Here is an 18039-nt window from a genome sequence, read left to right as displayed (position 1 = left end):
ACGTGGCGCACCACATGATGATGTAGGCCGCCGCACATGCTTGTGTGATGAGGCAGGGGCGGTGGCCAGCGGTTGGCCCATCTACTTTTGTCGCGGTTGAAACGCCGGAGTGCCCCGTGAGTGCCTTCGGCCAACTGCCTCCCAGCTTTTGCTGCCGTTGCTGCCCCGGTTTTACGGCCGGGCTGGCCGCGCTTTGCCTGCCCATTCCACACTACCTATGCTATGAAACCTGTTGTACCGATTGCGCGCCGTTCCCCCGGCGACGGAATCCCACCCTGGCTGCGCATCCCTATGCTGCTGTTGCTGGCTCTGTTCGTCAGTCAGCTAACCCAGGCCCAAACCACGCTCGTTAATGAAACCTTCGAGGGCGGCTCGTTTGGCACGTTTACGGTGCTCAATGGCACCCAAACCAACCGCTGGGCGGCTAGCAACGCCCCCGGCAACGGTCCGTCGGCGGCCGGCGCGGGCGCGGCGCACATTACCAACGACGTGGGCACGGCCCTTTACGCCTACACCACAGGCGGCGTCAACGTTAGTTCTGCGGTGCATTTGTACCGCGACGTAACCTTCCCGGCCGGCGAAACCATCATCAGTCTGTCGTTTGACTGGCGCGGCCAGGGCGAAGGCAGTTGGGACTTTCTGCGGGTGTACCTCGTGTCGCCGTCCTACGCGCCGCTGCCGGGCACCGTTCCCGCAGCGGCCGACGGCACGCAGCTGTTTCAGCTTAACCTGCAGAGCGCCTACACCACGTCCGCGGTGCAGCTGCCGTCCGGCCTGGCGGGCACTACCAAACGACTGCTGTTCACGTGGGTAAACGACGGTAGCCAAGGAGCCCAGCCGCCGGCAGCCCTCGACAACGTGCGGCTTACCAGCCAAGCTCCCACGCCCATGTCGGGCACCTACACCATCGACAATACGCTGCCCGCCAGCGCCACCAACTTCCGCACGTTTGCCGCCGCCGTTACATCACTCAACCAGCACGGGGTGGGCGGCGTGCTGCGGTTTGACGTGGCCGCCGGGCAGCAGTTTGCCGAAACCTTGCCCGCCATTACGGCCACGGGCGCCAGCTCCCGCCGCGTGACGTTCGTGCGCAGCGGCAGCGGCCCCAACCCGGTGCTGCAAACCAGCGGCACGGCCGGCATCGACCTCGTCGGCACCGACTACTACACCTTCGACGGCATCGACGTGAGTGGCAACCCCACCTATGCCTACCGCGTGCGCAGCGCCTCCGGCACCGACGGCGCGCAGAACAACGTCATCAAAAACGCCGCCATCACGCTCACGGGCGCGGCCAACTCGGTGGGCGTATTGCAGGCATCGAACGGCTCGTACGGCAGCGTGTCGGCCTCCAGCACCGACGGCCTCAACCAAGGCTGCCGCTACCTGAACCTAACCATCAGCAAGGTCAACCACGGCATTGAGGTGTTCAGCGTGGGCTCGTCGTTCCCCGAATACGACATCGAAATCGGCGGGTGCACCATCGGCGACGCCGGCGACGCCACTAGCATCGGCAACACCACTTCGGCTGTGGCCTACGGCATTCATACCTTCATGGTGCGCCGCCTGAGCGTGCACGACAACCGCGTGCAGAACGTGGCCGGACAGCCCGGCAACGGCATTCACCTGGAGTACTGCCAGGGCATCGGCACCAACCTGACGTCGGCCCCGGCGGCCGGCGCGGGCAACGACGCCTCCAACGTGTACAACAACGTGGTGACGGGCATTCGGCAGTTGGTATCGACCAACACCAACGCGGTGTACGGCCTCTACGTGACCACCTACAACAACGGCGGGCACGTGCTCAACCTCTATAACAACGCCGTGAGCAACGTGACGACACCCTACGCCGGCGCGGCCACGGCCACGCGCGTAGTTACGGGGCTGTACCTGAGCACCTCGGGCGGCTACGGCAACGAAACCAACGTGTGGCACAACTCGGTGCGCATCGACGGCTCCGACGCGCCTACGGCTACCAATACGTGCTTTGAGCTGGGCAACAGCAGCGTCTCGAAGCTGAACCTGCGCAACAACGTGTTTGCCAACTACACCAGCGCCCAAAGTCTGGCCAAGCACTACTGCTGGATTACGCAGAACTCCGCGTCGTCGGTGGCCATCGGCCCGGCCGGCTCGGTATCGGACTACAACGACCTGTACCTGCTCAATACCGGCAACGGGTTCATCGGGGCCACCGGCATTCCAAGCCTTAACTCCGGCACGCCCGACAAAGCCACGCTGGCCAACTGGCAGACCGCCACCGGCAACCAGGACCCGCACACGCTCACGCTCGAGCCGCTGTTTGCCTCCTCCACCCTGCTCAAGCCCAGCAGCGCCGCGCTTAACAACGCCGGTGCTTCCATTGCGGCCATCAGCACCGACATAACCGGCGCTACCCGCACCACTCCGCCCGACATGGGCGCCTACGAATTCGCCCCGGCGGTCAAAGATCTGGCCGTGGATGCCCTGGTGGCGCCCGGCACCGGCACCTGCTACAGCCTCACCGACGAGCCGGTAGCTGTGGTTTTGCGCAACGTGGGCACCAGCCCCATCACGTTTACACCCGCCGAGCCGCTGACGGTGACGGTGCAAGTAAGCGGGCCGGTGACGAAAACCATGACCGGCACGATGGACTTTGGCACCGTGCAGCCCAACGGCACCGCCCAGGTGCAGGTGCTCGGCCCACTGCCGATGGCTGCTGCCGGCACTTACACGTTCAATGTGAGCCTGGCCCTGCCCGGCGACGGTACCGCCAGCAACAACACCCTCACGCCCGTGCCCACCCGCACGGTGCTGCCCACGGCCGCGCTGCCCCAGAACGTCGACTTCGTCGGCTATACCGGCACCAACCTCGCCACGGCTTTCCCCAACTGGTACGAAGCCACCGGCAGCACTGCGCCCGCCGCGCAGGATGTGGCCTGGACCGGCTCCACGGCTTTTGCCGGCAACGCAGCCGCCCGCATCAACCTTTACAGCGCCGCGCACCAGGATTGGCTGGTAGGGCCGAAGGTGACGCCCACGGCCGGCACGATTTTCCGCTTTAAGGCGGCCGTGGCCGAGTACGGCACAGCCGGTACCACGCCCGATGCGCACGGCGGCATGGCGGCTACCGATGACGCGCTGCACGTAATGGTTTCGACCGATTGCGGCGCCACGTTCACCTCCATTTTCGCCGTTAGCGCCGCCAACGGCAACGTGCCCGCAAACGGCGGCGGTTTTGCCGACTACGTAGTGCCCCTCGGTGCCTACGCCGGGCAGCAGATTCTGGTAGCCCTGAAAGCCACCGACGGCCCCGTGGACAACACCCCCGACTACGACCTGCACATGGACGACCTGTTCATTGGCACGCCCACGGCCGACGTGGGCGCCGTGGCCCTGGTGGCGCCGCTGGCCGCCGGCTGCTACTCGGCCACCGAAAACGTGACGGTGCAGGTGCGCAATTACGGCATCAGCCCCATCAGTAACGTGCCGGTGCAAGTGGTCGTGGGCGGGGCCCTCAGCACCACACTTAGCACCACGTTTGCCGGCCCTATTGCGGCCAACGCCACCGCCGATGTGGTGGTGGGCCAGCTGAGCCTGACGGCGGCCGGCACCTACACCTTTGTAGCCAGCACCCAGCTGCCCGGCGACGGTGTGCCCGCCAACGACGCGCTGGCCCAGCAAACCCGGGTGCAAAACGGAGTGGCCGCGCTGCCCCAGATGGTAACCTTCACCGGCTACAACGGCAGCGCCAACCTCCCCACCCTGAGCCCCGGCTGGTACGAAGGCGGCACCCAGGCCGCCGCCCCCACAGCGGCCGACTCCTATTGGACCACCAACTCCTCGAACCAGCGGCCGGCGTTCGGCGAAACGGCCAAAGTAAACCTCTACAGCGCCAACCTCAGCAGCTGGCTGGTGGGCCCGCGTGTGCTGGCCACCGCCACTACCAAGCTGAGCCTGCGCGCCGGCACCACCGACTACGGCCAAGCCACCGGCGACCCGCTGGGCATGGCCGGCACCGACGACCGCGTGCAGGTGCTGGTATCCGCCGACTGCGGCGTGAGCTACGTGCCCGTCTACACCTTCGACGCTGCTCACCCGGTGCCCAACAACGGCACGCTCGGCCTCTTCGACGTACCGCTGGGCGCTTACGCCGGGCAGGAAATCATAGTGGCGCTACGCTCTTCCTCGGGCACTACCAGCGACGGACCGGATTACGATTTCCACGTCGACGACCTGTACCTGTCCAACGGCCAGGGGCTTGATCTACGCCCCGTTACGCTGGCCCTGCCCACCGTGCGCGGCTGCTTCAGCAACAACGAGCGGGTGGAAGTAACCGTGAAAAACGACGGCACCGCCCTCATCGACTTCGCCGTCAACCCCATTACCATCACGGCCCAGGTGACGGTGCCCGGCGGCACCACCCGCACCTTGAGCACCACCCTTTCGTTTGGCACACTGGGCCCCGGCGGCTACTTCGATGCCTACGCCGGCCTGCTCGACATGAGTGCTCTGGGCACTTATTCCTACGTGCTGAGCACCACCGTGGCCGGCGATACCAACCCCGGCAACGACCAACTGGCCACGCCCATTACGCGCACCGTAACTGCACCGTCGGTCGGCAGTGTTTCGCCCAACAACGCGAGCGTGTGCGAAAACGGCACCGTACAACTCACCGTCAGCAACGCTGTCAACGGCACCATTCAGTGGCAGCAATCGGGCGACGGCACCACCTTCACCGACATCAGCGGTGCCGATCAAGCCACCTACACCACCCCGGCCCTGACGGCCAATACCTGGTACCGGGTGCAGGTGCGTTGCGGTAGCCGCGTGGCAACGTCCAGCATTGTGCCGGTGACGGTGGGCAACCCACGGATTCTGAACACCAACGGGCCCGTGCGCCGCTGCGGCCCCGGCAACGTTACCCTCACGGCCACGCCCAACACCGGCGGCACCGTGCGCTGGTACGCCGCGCCCACCGGCGGCCCCGTGCTGTCGACGAGCACGAGCTACACCTTCGCACTGGCCGCTTCGGGCACGTACTATGTGTCGGCGGTGGTGAGCGGCGGTAGCGGGCAGTGCGAAAGCGCCCGCACAGCTGTAGCCGTATTTGCCGACGACGCCCCGACGGTGGACGCCGGTCCGGCCGAAGCCAGTTTGTGCGGCACCGCGGCCTACACCCTGGCCGGCAGCATAGGCGGCGGAGCCACCAGCGCTGCCTGGACGACCTCCGGCTCGGGCACGTTCGCCCCATCGGCTACGGCCCTGAATGCCACCTACACGCCTTCGGCGGCCGACCGCACGGCCGGCACCGTAACGCTCACCTTGCGCAGCACCAACGCCAGCGGCTGCACCGCGGCGCAGGATCAGCTGGTGCTCAACCTCGGCCCCACCCAGTGGACCGGCGCCGTGAGCAGCGACTGGTTTGATGCCCGCAACTGGACCGCCTGCGTGCCCGACGCCGCTACCGACGCCATCATTCCGAACTCCGGCGGCAGCCTGCGCCCGGTGCCGCAAATCAGCGGTGGCACGGCAACCGTGCGCGCACTTGCCTTCGACGGCGACGCGGGCCTGGTGATGACCGGCGGTACCCTGCGGGTGCACGGCAACTGGAACCTGCCCAGCTCGGCCACAGCTCTGCTCACGGGCGGCGTGGTGGAATTCCGCAGCGCAGGCGACCAGTACATCACCGGCAACGTGCTCTTCGCAAATATTTCGATGATCAAGCCCGCCGCTGACTACCTCTACGCCGTGAACGTAGTGCGCGTGAACGGCACGCTTACCACCACCAGCGGCCACTTTTACGCCGGTATTAACCCCATTGTGCTGGAGGCGGGCGCGCAACTAGTGGGCGAATCGGCCACCGGTTATGTAGACGGGCAATTAAAAACCATTGCCAACCTGAACGCGCCCGACGTCACGTACACCTTTGGTGGCATGGGCCTGAGCCTCACGCCCCACGGCAGCACCCTGCCGGGGCTGACCGAGGTCGTGCGCACGACCGGCCAGTGGAGCAGCGGCGCCAGCCTGACCAAAGGCATTCGGCGCGGTTTCACCATCAAGCCGGCCGTGGATGCTGGCCTGAACATCGACCTGCGCTTCACGTACCGCGACGACGAGCTGAACGGCCTGAGCGAGTCGCGCCTGACGCTCTTCAGCGCGCCTGTCAGCACCGCCAACTGGCAGCAGCTGAGCTACTCAACCCGCGACCTGGACGCGAACCAGATCGGGCGCAACGGCCTCACCCACCTCTCATGCTGGACGTTGGGCGAGGGCGCCGGGCCGCTGCCCATCAGCCTGACTTCACTCACGGCGCAGCGCCAGCAGGCCAACGCCGTGGTGCGCTGGGAAACAGCGCAGGAGCAAGACGTGCTCCGCTACGAGGTGCAGGTATCGACCAATGGAGTGCAGTACCGCACGCTGGGTACGGTGGAGCCCGCGTCGCCCAGCTCCAGCAGCCCGCGCAGCTACAGCTTCGCCGACCGCGAAGCGGGCAAGCAGGGTCTGCGCTACTACCGCCTGCGCCAGCTCGACCTCGACGGCACGGAAGCCTTCTTCGGTCCGCGCACGGTGAACTTCGACGGGGCAACGGCCAGCCTGAGTGCCTACCCCAACCCCTTCGGCTCCCAGCTGACGCTGCGCCTGAGCGCCGCCACGGCCCAGCCCGCTGCGCTGCTGCGCCTGCTCGATGCCAACGGCCGCCTGGTGCTGACCCGCACCGTGGACCTGCCTGCCGGCGCCAGCGACCTGCCGCTGCCCGGCGTGGAGCAGTTGCCCAGCGGCGTATACACGCTGCTGCTCATCCTCGACGGCCAGCCGCAACGCTTGAAGCTGGTGAAGCAATAGCCTGCTTCCGCTGCGCAGTTCTTGAAATGCAACAAGCCCCGCGTCCGGATGGACGCGGGGCTTGTTGCGTGTTGCAGTTTCTGAAACACAGGCCTACATCTGGGCTTCGTCGGGCAGAATCTGGATGTCCTGGATGAGTACTTTTTGCTCGATCTGGCGGGCGCGCGGCGTATTGGCCAGGCCGCCGAGGGCGGTTTCTTTGTAGCGCGTTTCCATGCTTTCGCCCACTTCGCCGAGGGCAGCCACGCACTGATCGACGGGAATAACCGGGTCGACACCGGCTATGGCAATCTGGGCCGAGGAAAAGGCAATGGCCGCCGCCGAGGCGTTGCGCACCACGCAGGGCACTTCCACGAGGCCGGCTACCGGGTCGCACACCAGGCCCAGCATGCACTGAATGGTAATAGCCACGGCCGCCAGCGCCTGATCGACAGAGCCACCGAGGCAGTACACGATGGCGCCCGCGCCCATAGCTGCCGCCGAGCCGGTTTCGGCCTGGCAGCCGCCCACCGCGCCAGCCAGGGAAGCGTTCTGCTCGATGATGAGGGCAATACCGGCCGCCACGAGCAGGCCCTCCAGAATGCTGCGGTCCTCAAGCTTGTGCAAATCCTGCAGCGTGACGAGCACACCGGGCAGAATACCCGAGGCGCCGGCCGTGGGCGCGGCCACCACCCGGCCCATGCACGAGTTAACTTCCTTCGCTCCCAAGGCGCGGGTGATAAGCTGCTTGAACTCGGGCGACAACACGGTGACGGGCGAGGCCGCCACTTTTTTTGCGCCGTTGTTGATCATGCCCGAGCGGGAGGTCATGTTTTCCGACAGACCGGTGTGCACGGCGTCGCGCATCACGTCGTAGGCCCGCTGCAGACCGTCCCAGATAGCTTCTTCGGAGCGGCCTTTCTGCTCCATTTCGTAGTTCAGCACGGGTTGCCAGAGCGGCTCACCGGTTTGGGCGCAGTGCTGCTGCCAGGAGGCGAAATCGGTGAAGAGCAGGGACATGGGGAAAGGGGGTTGGGAGCAGAAGTAGAACAGCCACCGGGGCCGATTGGAATACAAACGTACGCCGCGCCCGGCGGGTGCCCAAGCAAGTGGTTTTCGTTGTCAACGACTGGCGCATCCCGCCACCATCAAGCAACAGCGCCGGCCCCGAAAGCCGGGGCCGGCGCTGCTAGCGGCCGTGTATAGTCGTTATTGTACTACCAGCTTGGTTTGCTGGCTACGGCCCTCGGCGGTGCGCACGCGCACGGTGTAGAGTCCGGCGGGCAGTGCGCCCGGCAGGGCCACGCGTTGCCCGCCGGCGGCTTGGGCCTGCCGGGCTATGGGCATGGCTACCACGCGCCCGAGTGCATCGAGCAGTTCCACCGTTACTACTTGCGCCGCGGGTAGGCGGTAGGTAGCAATAGGCGCTTCAGCGGTGGGATTGGGGTACACCGCCAGATCGGCCTGCAAGGCGCGGCCGGGCGCAGTCGCCAGAATGCGCTGGTACGTGTAGAGGTACCGCTCGTCGTCGGCGTAGGCCCCGTTGCGGTACTGCTGCGTCAGCTCCTGGGTCAGGTTCAGGTCGGCGTCGTAGGTTTCGAAACCCCGCGCGTACGGCTGCCAGTTGGGAGGCGTGATGATACCCACGGCGCGCTCTAACACGTAGCTCGTGAGCAGGTTGGTGGTGGCGTTGTAGGTATTGGTAACGCGGAAAGCATCGGCGTAGGCGCCGTTGACAAACTGCTGTTGCAGGTCGGTGGCGACCAAGCCCTGCGCGTTGTAGGTAAAAATATCCTTCAGGAAGGGGCTGAACGTGGAGCCCGAGGCGTCGGCTACCTGAAACTCGTCGCTGCTGACTTTGCCCTGCGCGTTGTAGGTGAAGAGTTCCTGGTAGTCGGCCAGCCACGACGACCCGAAGTACGATTCACCCAAAATACGGGTGTTCTGGCCCTGCGCATTATAGGTGTAGGTGTCGCGGCCGTAGGGACGCAGCGTACCGGCCACGCTGACTTGCTGCAGCTCCTGCGCCAGCAGGCCCTGGCTGTTGTAGGTGAACGTGACGACCAGTGAGGGCGCGGTGTTGAGCGTGCCGTTGTTGTACACGAAGGTCGAATCCGAGGTTTTCTTGCCGGCCGCGTTGTACTGGTAGTTCTCCTGGCGCAACAGGCGGAACGCCGCCCCGCGGGTGGGGGCGTTTTCGCGCACCTCGCGCATGGGCAGATTAGCGGCGTTGAAGCGCAGGTAGGTAAAGCGCAGCGTGTCGAGCCAGGCGCTGTTGCGGTACTGCTGCTTGGTCACGCTGGTCAGTCGAAAGGCCGGGTTGGCGTTTACGCTCCGTTCTGCCGACTGGGACGTTGGTTTGGGCAACCGGGGCAAAGCCGGCTGGGCCTGAACTGCGCTTGCGGCAAGCAGCGGCAGCGCGAAGAATAGAATTGCTTTCAAGGAAACTAAGGTTTAGGGAAGTTACCGTGCTGAGTAGCACCGCATAAAGGTAACTCTTCAGCAGATATAGCTCTGCAGCCGTTTTCTTTGGGACAACTGGTTTTTCTTCCTGCTTTTCATGACGGCCGCCTACACCATCAGCACCGACCCCGCCCGCCTCGACGTGGCGCTTGTCCACGACTACCTCAGCCACCACTCCTACTGGGCCCCCGGCATCAGCCGCGAGTTGGTGGAGCGCTCCATCCAGAATTCCTTGTGCTTCGGCGTTTACGCGCCCGATGGCCAGCAAGTGGGGTTTGCCCGGGTGGTGACGGACCGCGCCACCTTTGCCTACCTCTGCGACGTGTTTGTGCTGGAAGCCCACCGCGGCCAGGGCCTGAGCAAGCTGCTGATGACGCACATTATGGCGCACCCGGAATTGCAGGGCCTGCGCCGCTGGCTGCTCGGCACCCGCGACGCCCACTCGCTTTACGCGCAGTTCGGTTTCACACCGCTGGCTTCGCCGCCGCGCTTCATGGAAAACGCCAAGCTCGACCCGTACCGGCAAGCCCCGCAATAGGGCCGCCGACCAGAATCGAGCTTGGCGGTTGGTTGCTGCCCGCGTGGTGCTACGCTTCGGTTTTCTCGCCTACCAGTTTGATGGCGGCCGAATTGATGCACAAGCGCAGGCCGCTGGGCGGCGGACCGTCGGGGAAGACGTGGCCCTGGTGGGCGTCGCACACGTTGCAGAGCACTTCCACGCGGGTCATGCCGTAGCTGGTGTCTTTTTTGTACCTGATGGCGTTTTCCTGTACCGGCTGGGTAAAGCTCGGCCAGCCCGTGCCCGACTCGAACTTGGTGCGCGAGTCGTAGAGCGGAGTGCCGCAGCACACGCAGGCGTAAAGGCCGGCCTCGTGGGCTTCGCAGTACTCGCCGGTAAAGGCGCGCTCGGTGCCGTGTTCCCGCGTCACGCGGTACTGCTCGGGCGTGAGCTGGGCCCGCCACTCGGCATCGGTTTTCTCGACGCGGCGGTCGGGGGCAGGAGTGCCGTTGTTGGCAAGGCGGATGACGTCGGCCCAGGTTTGCATAGCGGGGTGGTTACGGTTTCAGATGTTAGCGGAATGGTTTGATACAACGGCTTTCCGCGCCCGGTTGTTTAGCGCGGCTCGTTCGTCGGCCGTTCACCGCAGCTGCCCGAAGTTGTCCTGCGTTATCCATTGCCGCCACTGCTGCCGGGCAAATACCAGAAACGGCCGCGGCGCGGCGCGAAACTCTTTTTCCGTTTCGTAGCGGCCCGCGTACAGCTCGTAGCCCTCGGGGGCTTCCAGCTGTTGCCGGCCGATGGTGTCGAGGCAGCAGGAATTGGCCGGCACACGCTGGGTCAGCGGAATAGAATCGTACTGCACCACCATGTGCCCCCGCAGGGCATATTTGGCCGGGCCCTCGTGCATGATGAGCTTCATCTGCGAGGGGCTGACGTCGCTGCGGCAGGTGAGTTTATAAACGAGCGTGGTTTCGGTGGTGCCATCTTGGTCGAGGTCGGTAATGCGAGTGGAGCTGGGCAACGGGCCCAGCCACATATCGAAGGGGCAGTGGCGCACGGCATCCTGCAGGCGCCACAGTTCCTGGTAGCGGCCGTTGGCGGGCCGCACATACTGCCGGGCAAACAGCTCTACGTGCTGCTCGCCCTCCATTTCCGAGTGCTTTTCGGTGGCGGGTTTCGTGCGGTATACCACCAGCAGGTTGTCGCCGGCGGCATCGGTCCAGCGGCGGCTTTCCAGCAGCTGGCCGGGCAACGCGAGGCCAGGCGGCACCTGCCGCGTGGTATCGATTGCGCCGTGCCACCCAGCTGTAGTTTCGGCGGTGGCGGCAGACGGCGGAGCGTTTTGTCCGGCTTGCTCGACCGGCTGTTTGGCGTCGCACGCGGCCAGGAAAAAAGCCAGCACGAGCAACATGGCCAGGGAATAAGGCGGCATAAGTCGAGGCGGTGCGTATGGAGAGGGTAGAAAGCCGCAAGCAACGTATAATCGTTGTAACCTGCATCCATGAAACTCCTCACCGCCGCCCAAACCCGCGCCGCCGACGCCGCCACCATTGAGGAAGAAGGCATTGGCTCCGATGTTCTGATGGAGCGCGCCGCCACGGCCTTCACCAACTGGCTGACCCCTCGCCTCACCCCTGCCGATGCCGGCAACGTGCTGGTGCTGTGTGGCCCCGGCAACAACGGCGGCGACGGACTGGCCGTGGCGCGCCTGCTGCACCAGCGCAGCTACCACGCGCAGGTGTGGCTGCTGCCCGCCGAGCGGCACTCCGCCGACTGGGAAATCAACCGCCAACGCCTGCCGGCCAAAGTAGAGGTGCTGGAGCTGAACCCGGCGCACCTGCCCGCCATTGCTCCCGGCACCGTAGTGGTCGATGCTTTGTTTGGCACGGGCCTGAACCGGCCGCTCGACGGCCCGGCCGCTGATGTGGTGCGTCACCTGAACGCCGCCCAAGCCCGCGTCGTGAGCATCGATGTGCCCTCAGGCCTGCTCTCCGATGCTCCGCAGCCGCCCGACAGCGCCGTGGTGCAGGCCCGCCACACCGTGGCCTTCGAGCTGCCGAAGCTGGCCTTTCTGCTTCCGCAAAACGCGCCCTATGTAGGCCAGTGGCACACCGTACCCATCGGTTTGAGTGCTGATTTCCTGGCCCAGGTTGCTGCCAACATGACGGTGGTGGATGCGGCCGAGCTGGCTGGCCGCCTGCCCCGGCGCGGTACGTTTTCGCACAAAGGCACCTATGGCCACGCGCTGCTGCTGGCCGGCAGCAAAGGCAAAATAGGCGCCGCCGTATTGGCGGCCCGCGCCAGCCTGCACGGCGGCGCGGGGCTGCTCACGCTGGCCGTGCCGGCCGTGGGCTACGCGGTGGCACAAACTGCCGTGCCCGAGGCCATGTGCCTGCCCGACGACGCAAAAAACCACCTGACTACGCTACCCGACCTGCAGCCCTACGCGGCCGTGGGCATGGGCCCCGGCATCGGCCAGCACGACGATACCCGCGCCGTGCTGGAGGAGCTGCTATGCACGGCGCCGGCGCACAAAGTCCCGCTGGTGCTCGATGCCGATGCCCTGAACCTGCTCGGCGCCAACCGCCCCCTGCTCGACCTACTGCCCCCTGATACCGTGCTGACGCCCCACCCGAAGGAGTTTGAGCGCCTCACCCAACCGGCCCGCAACGACTACCACCGGTTGGAGCTGCTGCGTGATTTTGCCAGCCGCTACCGCTGCTACGTGGTGCTGAAGGGGGCCTACTCCTGCACCGCCACGCCCGAGGGCCACCTGTACTTCAACACCACCGGCAACCCCGGCCTGGCAACTGGCGGCACCGGCGACGTACTTACCGGCCTGCTCACCGCCCTGCGCGCCGACCAGCGCCTCTCCCCGCTCGATGCCACCTTGCTGGCCGTCTATGCCCACGGCCGCGCCGCCGATCTGGCCGTAGTGCACACCGGCCAGGCGGGGCTAACGGCTGGCGCACTACCCCATTATATCGGCGTGGCGCTGCAGGAGCTGACCACGCCCGACGAAACGCTTTGAGTAGTGCCCCGGTGCGGTTGTCAGCTAACGGTTGCGGCCAGCACCAGCGCGCCGGCTTGAATCAGCAGCAGGCCGTCGGCCAGCAGAGCGTAGTAGTAGTCGGAGCGGGTTTCGTCGGCAAACCAGGTGACCAGCGCCGAAAGCAACGTGGGTACCGCCAGCACGAATTGCCCGCCGGGAGAAAGATCGGGCAGCAGCAGCGCCGCCGACAGCAGCACACAGGCCAACGCCAGCCCCCGGCCCCTTCGGAAGCCCAGCAGCACGGGCAGCGTGGGCGTGCCGGCGCGCCGGTCTTTGCTAAAATCGCGCAGGTCGAAAATCAACGCCACGGCCAGAATAAAGCAGAACCGGCGCGCCAGCAACAGCGCCACTTCCGGCGCTGTGAGAGGCAGCCCCACGCTGAGGGCCGGCAGCCACACCGTCACGGCGGCCCACACGTAGCCGATGAGCAGGGTTTTCAGACCGGGCACGTCGCGCAGGCCGCGGCGCCGACCGCCGTGGCGTCCTGGTAGCACCGGCCAGGAATACGCCAACGACAGCAAAGCCAGGTGGGCCAGAAACCACGTCAGTGGCCCAACGAACGGACTGGTTGTATACAGCCACAGCAGGATGAGGGCCGAGCCAATGACCACGCCCAGCAGCAGCGGCCGGTGCTGCACAATCCAGCGGCGGCGGGCCGGCACGCCCGGCGGCAAGCGCAGGCTGTGGCGGCGGGCACCGTTGAGGTTGTACACAAACAGCGTGGCGGCCAATACCAGCATCGGAACCGTCCAGGGCAACGGCCGGTGCCAGTAGTGCGCCGAGGCCGCCGTGAGGGCCGCTGCCGATGCCGCCACCAAGCCGTTGCCGTAGAGCACTGCCTCGGTCAGGCGTTGGCCCAGGCGGGGCAAGGCGCCCAAAGACGGTGGCAAAGCGGGGTCAGGCATGAGACGGAGAGCGGGCAGCGCCGTTGAGGCCGCAAAGTACAGCCGCGCCGCCAAGCCGCCCGCCGCTACTTCCCGGTTTCGCTGTGCGGCGCATCCACGGGCTTCGACTCGGGGGAGCCGTGCTGCCGCAGCCAGATGGTGAGGACCACGATGGACACGATGCTGAGGAACTCGCTCTGCCAGTTCTGCAGCGACTCGAACCAGAACCGCGACGTAGCCAGGTAGCCCCACAAATCCACGGTTTCTTTGCCGTGGGCCTGCTGCTCGATGTTGTATACCTCGGTACCGCCCAGCGCGTGCAGAAAAAATGCCCCAATGAACAGGAGCAGAAACACAATGCTGAGCGACTGTTTGTAGAGCCACAGTACCACTCCGCCTTGCTTCACGGGCCACGGCGCGTCGTCGTTGTAAGGGTTGGGCTCCCGATCCACTTCTTCGGGTTCGTCCAGTTTTTTCGACTCGGCCGAGCCTTTCTGGCGCAGCTTCACGGTGAGTATCACGTACAGCGCCATCTGCAGAAACTCACTTTCCCAGTTTTCGAACGTGGCCTCCACCCAATGGCCAGATGTCACGTACTCGCTCAGGCTGAGCTGGGCCCGTTGCATTTCTTGCAGCTCGTCGTTGTAGTCGTGCCAGCCGGTGAGGGTTTGGCCGCCCAGCGTGAGCAGCACCATCGCGGTAATGACGAGCGAAAGGCCGTTTTCGTAGAGAAAACGCCTTATCGGGTTCTTAGGGGTATGTTGGGTCATCGGGAAAACCTAGGGTGAGGGAGGAGCTGAATTGTACGCGCCTCGGTCCCGTTGTGCTTTCCGCCGACGAGCTTTTTTCATAGAAAAGCCCTCGTATAAGTACTTATACGAGGGCTTAGCGGGAGAAACCCGGAGGCTTCGGTGCAACTTCTACAGCATCGAGAGCTGGGCGTGCTGGTTGTTGTGGCGGTAGGTTTCGTCGTACAGGTTCAGGCTGTCCTGCACAATCTTGTAGGCTTCTTCGCGGCCCATAAACTTCTCTACTACCACCTGCTTGTTTTCGAGGGCTTTGTAATCCTCGAAAAAGCGGCGCATTTCCAGCAGCGTGTGCGGGGGCAGCTCCGAAATGTCGTTGTAGTGGTTCATCGACACGTCGTGGGCGGCCACGGCAATGATCTTGTCGTCCTCCTCGTTGTTGTCAATCATTTGCATCACGCCGATGACCTTGGCCTCGATCAGGCACATGGGCACCACGTCGACGGAGCAGAGCACGAGCACGTCGAGCGGGTCTTTGTCGTCGCAGTAGGTCTGCGGAATGAAGCCGTAGGCGGCGGGGTAGTGCACGGCTGAAAACAGCACGCGGTCGAGCTTGAGCAGGCCGCTGTCTTTGTCGAGCTCGTATTTGCCTTTCGAGCCTTTGGGAATTTCGATGATGGCGTTAACAATCTGCGGGGCCTTGGGGCCGTAATTGACGTCGTGCCAGGGGTTGAAGTGAGCCATGTGGTAAGCTGTTTGCCGTCAGCAAGTGGCTGGTAGCGAAAAGATGGAGTGTGAAAAACGAGTTGGAGGGCTGCCCGCCGGCCCGAAGCCAGCCGCGGACGGCGTTATTTCTTCTTGGGTAATACTTCCAGCAGCGGTTCGCCGGTGCAGCCGTCGGGCTCCTGAATGTGGAGCAGCCGGGCTACGGTGGGCGCAATATCGGTAATACGCGCCGGGTGGCTCGACTCGCCCCGCGGAATGTGCCAGCCCCAGAACAGCAACGGCACGTGGGTGTCGTAGGCACCGCTGGAGCCGTGGGTGGTGCCCTTGTTCACCGGGTAGGCGTACGATTCGAGCCAGCCGGGCTCCATCACCACCATCACGTCGCCGCTACGCTTGGGCAGGTAGCCGTTTTCGAGGTACATCAGCAGGCCGCTTTCCCAGTGCGACTTCTGCAAATCGGTGGCGGCCACGGCCCGCGTAACGCCGGTAAACTGCACCATGCGCGCGGCCACGTCCTGCTGCATTTGGTAGAGGTCGAGCTTGTGCTGCTGAATCAGCGGGCGGTTGAGGTACACCTGCTGGTTTTCGTAGCTGAGCACCCACTGGCCCGGGCCGTAGCGCCGCACCAGCTGCGCCTGCAGCGAGTCGCGCCACAGGCGCGGCCCCACCGAGCCGGCGGGCAGGCGCTGGCTTTTCAGAAATTCGGGCGAGTGCGCCGCGCCGTGGTCGGCCGAGAGGAACACCAAGGCGTTGCCTTTGCCCACGGTTTTGTCGAGGTAGGTGAGCAGACGGGCCAGGTCCCGGTCGAGGCGCAGGTAGGTGTCTTCGGTTTCCACCGCATTCACCCCAAAGTGGTGCCCCACGTAGTCGGTCGACGAGAAGCTCAGGGCCAGGAAATCGGTTTGACCGCGCTGGCCCAGCTGCTCGGCCCGAATGGCTTCGAGGGCGAAGTCGAGGGTGAGCGTGTTGCCGAAAGGCGTAGTCCGAATCAGGTCGAGGTTGGTGGCGGGAGCCTTTTCTCCTTCGGCCTTGAGCGCCCCTTGCACCTGCGGGGGCGCCCAGCCGCTGAGCTTGGGCATGTCGTGCGGAAACACCGGCTTGGTTTCGCCCCGGAAGGTGTTTTCCCACGGCACGTCGTCGGCCGAGCTTTCGGTGTATTGGTCCAGGGGAAGCAGCGTTTCCCAGGATTTGCTCAGGTACTGCGCGGCCAGCTGGCGGTTGTTGAAGGCCGTAACCCACTCCGGCAGCTGCTGGGCGTAGAAGGTGCTGGTGATGAAGGCGCCGTTGGCGTTGTCGAACCAATAGGCCGCCGAGGCAGCGTGGCCGGCGGGCAAGATGGAGCCGCGGTCCTTGATGCACACCCCGATGGTCTTGGCCTGGAAGTTCGTGGCCAGGCGTAGCTCGTCGGTAATGGTGGTAACCAGCATGTGGCGCGGCGACATTTGGCCGGCCGCCGCCGTGCCGCCCACCGGCTGCACGGTTTTGTCTTCGGTTACGTAAGTGCCCTTGCCCGTTTCGCGCTCCAGCCAGTTGTTGCCAATGATGCCGTGGCCCGAGGGCGTAGTGCCGGTGTAAATGCTGGCGTGGCCCGGCCCGGTGTAGGTAGGCACGTAGTTGTAGTGGGTGTTTTCGAAGCTAAACCCCTCGCCCAACAGCCGCTTGAAGCCGCCTTCACCGTACTTGCTCCAGTAGCGGTAGAGGTAGTCGTAGCGCATCTGATCGACCACCACGCCCACGACCAGCTTGGGCCGCGCCAACGGCTTGCCCTTGCCCTGCCCCACGGCCTTGCTTCCGCCCAACAACGAGGAGGTCAGCAGCACGGCACCAATCAAGAAGGTCTTCAGCATAGAAAAACGCATCCTGTCCCTACGCGCACGGCGCGGCCAAGTTTGCGGCCGCAAAGGTAACCACGTATCCATGAAGAATGAGTAACGCGCAATTATCAGTAGGTAATGCTTCGCGTGCACCGGGCCCTGTTCCCAGGTCCTCCGCGCCGCGTTACCATAACCATCGTAAGGAATAATACCCGGGGCGACGGACAGTGCGTACCCGTGTGTTCCTCATTCTTCTTTCCTGCTTGCCTCTTATGCCCGCTACTTCCGACTACGCCCTCATCTTCGACATGGACGGCGTCCTCATCGATAACACCCGCTACCAGGCCCGCGCCTTCCAGCTGCTCTTTCGCGAGTTGGGCCTCGACACCAATGCCCTAACGCTGCTCAAGCGCCTCAACGGCATGCCGGCCACCAACATCCTGAAAACCGTATTCCGCTACCCCGTGCCCGAGAAGCAGCTGAAGCTCTACGCCGACCGCCGCGAGTTTCTCTACCGCGTGCTTTACTGGGACAAGCGCCAGGAGTTGGCTGGCCTCACTCGTTTTCTCGAAGCCGCCCGCGCCGCTGGCTTCAAGCTGGGTCTGGGTACCGGCTCGGCCCCCGAAACCATCGACTATATCATCGACCACCTGCACCTGCGCCGCTTTTTCGATGTGGTAGTGGGCAAGGACGATGTGGACCACGGCAAGCCCCACGCCGACACCTTTGCAGTGGTGGCCAAGAAACTGGGAGTTCCGCCGGCCCGCTGCGTGGTGTTCGAAGACGCTATTCTGGGCGAGCAGGCCGCCTACCGTGCCCGCATGCGCTGCATCGGCGTGGGCACCGCGCTGCGGGCCGCGCAGTTCCAGGCCCCGCTCACCGTTATCAAAGACTTCACCGGCCTCACGCCGGCGCGGGTGCTCAAGCTGCTGGCCGAGCAACCCGAAGTGCCCCAGCCCAGCAAGAAGTTGGCCGAGCGGCAGTACATGCAGCTGTAGATCGGGTACCAGTACCACTTGGCTTATAAGAAAAAAGGCCCGCCTCCTTCCGGAAG

At 64.8% G+C, this 18039-nt stretch carries 12 protein-coding genes; 4 read left to right on the top strand and 8 right to left on the bottom strand.

Annotation, left to right across the window (positions count from 1 at the left end; genetic code table 11):
- Nucleotides 1–222: 222 nt before the first annotated feature.
- Nucleotides 223–6819: an Ig-like domain-containing protein gene (locus F0P96_RS14695; protein WP_167291217.1), complete on the top strand. Its 6597-nt coding sequence runs from the start codon at nucleotides 223–225 to the stop codon at nucleotides 6817–6819.
- A gap of 93 nt (nucleotides 6820–6912) precedes the next feature.
- Here the strand turns inward: F0P96_RS14695 and sdaAA are convergent, their stop codons facing one another.
- Together sdaAA and F0P96_RS14685 are read right to left on the bottom strand one after the other, a co-directional pair.
- Nucleotides 6913–7818, bottom strand: a complete 906-nt coding sequence (sdaAA, locus tag F0P96_RS14690) for an L-serine ammonia-lyase, iron-sulfur-dependent, subunit alpha (protein WP_151079664.1) — start codon at nucleotides 7816–7818, stop codon at nucleotides 6913–6915.
- A gap of 189 nt (nucleotides 7819–8007) precedes the next feature.
- Complete coding sequence (locus tag F0P96_RS14685; RefSeq protein ID WP_151079663.1) at nucleotides 8008–9240, bottom strand: T9SS type A sorting domain-containing protein; 1233 nt, start codon at nucleotides 9238–9240, stop codon at nucleotides 8008–8010.
- A 118-nt stretch (nucleotides 9241–9358) separates the two neighbouring features.
- Here F0P96_RS14685 and F0P96_RS14680 point away from each other — a divergent pair, with 118 nt between their 5' ends.
- A complete protein-coding gene (locus F0P96_RS14680; protein WP_151079662.1) occupies nucleotides 9359–9799 on the top strand; it encodes a GNAT family N-acetyltransferase in 441 nt (146 codons plus the stop codon).
- Between the two features lie 49 nt (nucleotides 9800–9848).
- Here the strand turns inward: F0P96_RS14680 and msrB are convergent, their stop codons facing one another.
- Both msrB and F0P96_RS14670 read right to left on the bottom strand, forming a co-directional pair.
- Nucleotides 9849–10307 (bottom strand): peptide-methionine (R)-S-oxide reductase MsrB, encoded by a 459-nt coding sequence (gene msrB / locus F0P96_RS14675; RefSeq protein ID WP_151079661.1) that lies wholly within the window; start codon nucleotides 10305–10307, stop codon nucleotides 9849–9851.
- 93 nt (nucleotides 10308–10400) lie between these two features.
- The gene (locus tag F0P96_RS14670) at nucleotides 10401–11195 is read right to left on the bottom strand and encodes a M949_RS01915 family surface polysaccharide biosynthesis protein (RefSeq protein ID WP_151079660.1); all 795 of its coding nucleotides are present in this window, start codon (nucleotides 11193–11195) and stop codon (nucleotides 10401–10403) included.
- A 69-nt stretch (nucleotides 11196–11264) separates the two neighbouring features.
- Between F0P96_RS14670 and F0P96_RS14665 the strand changes: the two genes are divergently transcribed.
- Complete coding sequence (locus F0P96_RS14665) at nucleotides 11265–12794, top strand: NAD(P)H-hydrate dehydratase (protein ID WP_151079659.1); 1530 nt, start codon at nucleotides 11265–11267, stop codon at nucleotides 12792–12794.
- Nucleotides 12795–12814: 20 nt separating this feature from the next.
- On the opposite strand, the gene F0P96_RS14660 is transcribed toward F0P96_RS14665, so the two are convergent.
- The 4 genes from F0P96_RS14660 to pafA all read right to left on the bottom strand — a co-directional run bounded on the left by F0P96_RS14660 (nucleotide 12815) and on the right by pafA (nucleotide 17018).
- Nucleotides 12815–13720, bottom strand: coding sequence for a UbiA family prenyltransferase (locus F0P96_RS14660; RefSeq protein ID WP_151079658.1), 906 nt, complete (start codon nucleotides 13718–13720; stop codon nucleotides 12815–12817).
- A gap of 65 nt (nucleotides 13721–13785) precedes the next feature.
- Entirely contained in the window at nucleotides 13786–14469 is a 684-nt protein-coding gene (locus F0P96_RS14655; RefSeq protein WP_235917481.1) for a DUF6766 family protein, read from the bottom strand.
- Between the two features lie 150 nt (nucleotides 14470–14619).
- Entirely contained in the window at nucleotides 14620–15189 is a 570-nt protein-coding gene (locus tag F0P96_RS14650) for an inorganic diphosphatase (RefSeq protein WP_151079657.1), read from the bottom strand.
- A gap of 104 nt (nucleotides 15190–15293) precedes the next feature.
- Complete coding sequence (gene pafA / locus F0P96_RS14645) at nucleotides 15294–17018, bottom strand: alkaline phosphatase PafA (protein WP_235917480.1); 1725 nt, start codon at nucleotides 17016–17018, stop codon at nucleotides 15294–15296.
- 239 nt (nucleotides 17019–17257) lie between these two features.
- Between pafA and F0P96_RS14640 the strand changes: the two genes are divergently transcribed.
- The gene (locus F0P96_RS14640; protein WP_151079656.1) at nucleotides 17258–17983 is read left to right on the top strand and encodes an HAD family hydrolase; all 726 of its coding nucleotides are present in this window, start codon (nucleotides 17258–17260) and stop codon (nucleotides 17981–17983) included.
- The last annotated feature ends 56 nt before the right edge of the window (nucleotides 17984–18039 follow it).

This window comes from Hymenobacter busanensis (assembly GCF_008727865.1).
GTDB classification, from domain to species: domain Bacteria; phylum Bacteroidota; class Bacteroidia; order Cytophagales; family Hymenobacteraceae; genus Solirubrum; species Solirubrum busanense.
The sequence above is the reverse complement of the archived record's forward strand: the minus strand, read 5'-3'. Positions and strand labels throughout refer to the sequence as shown.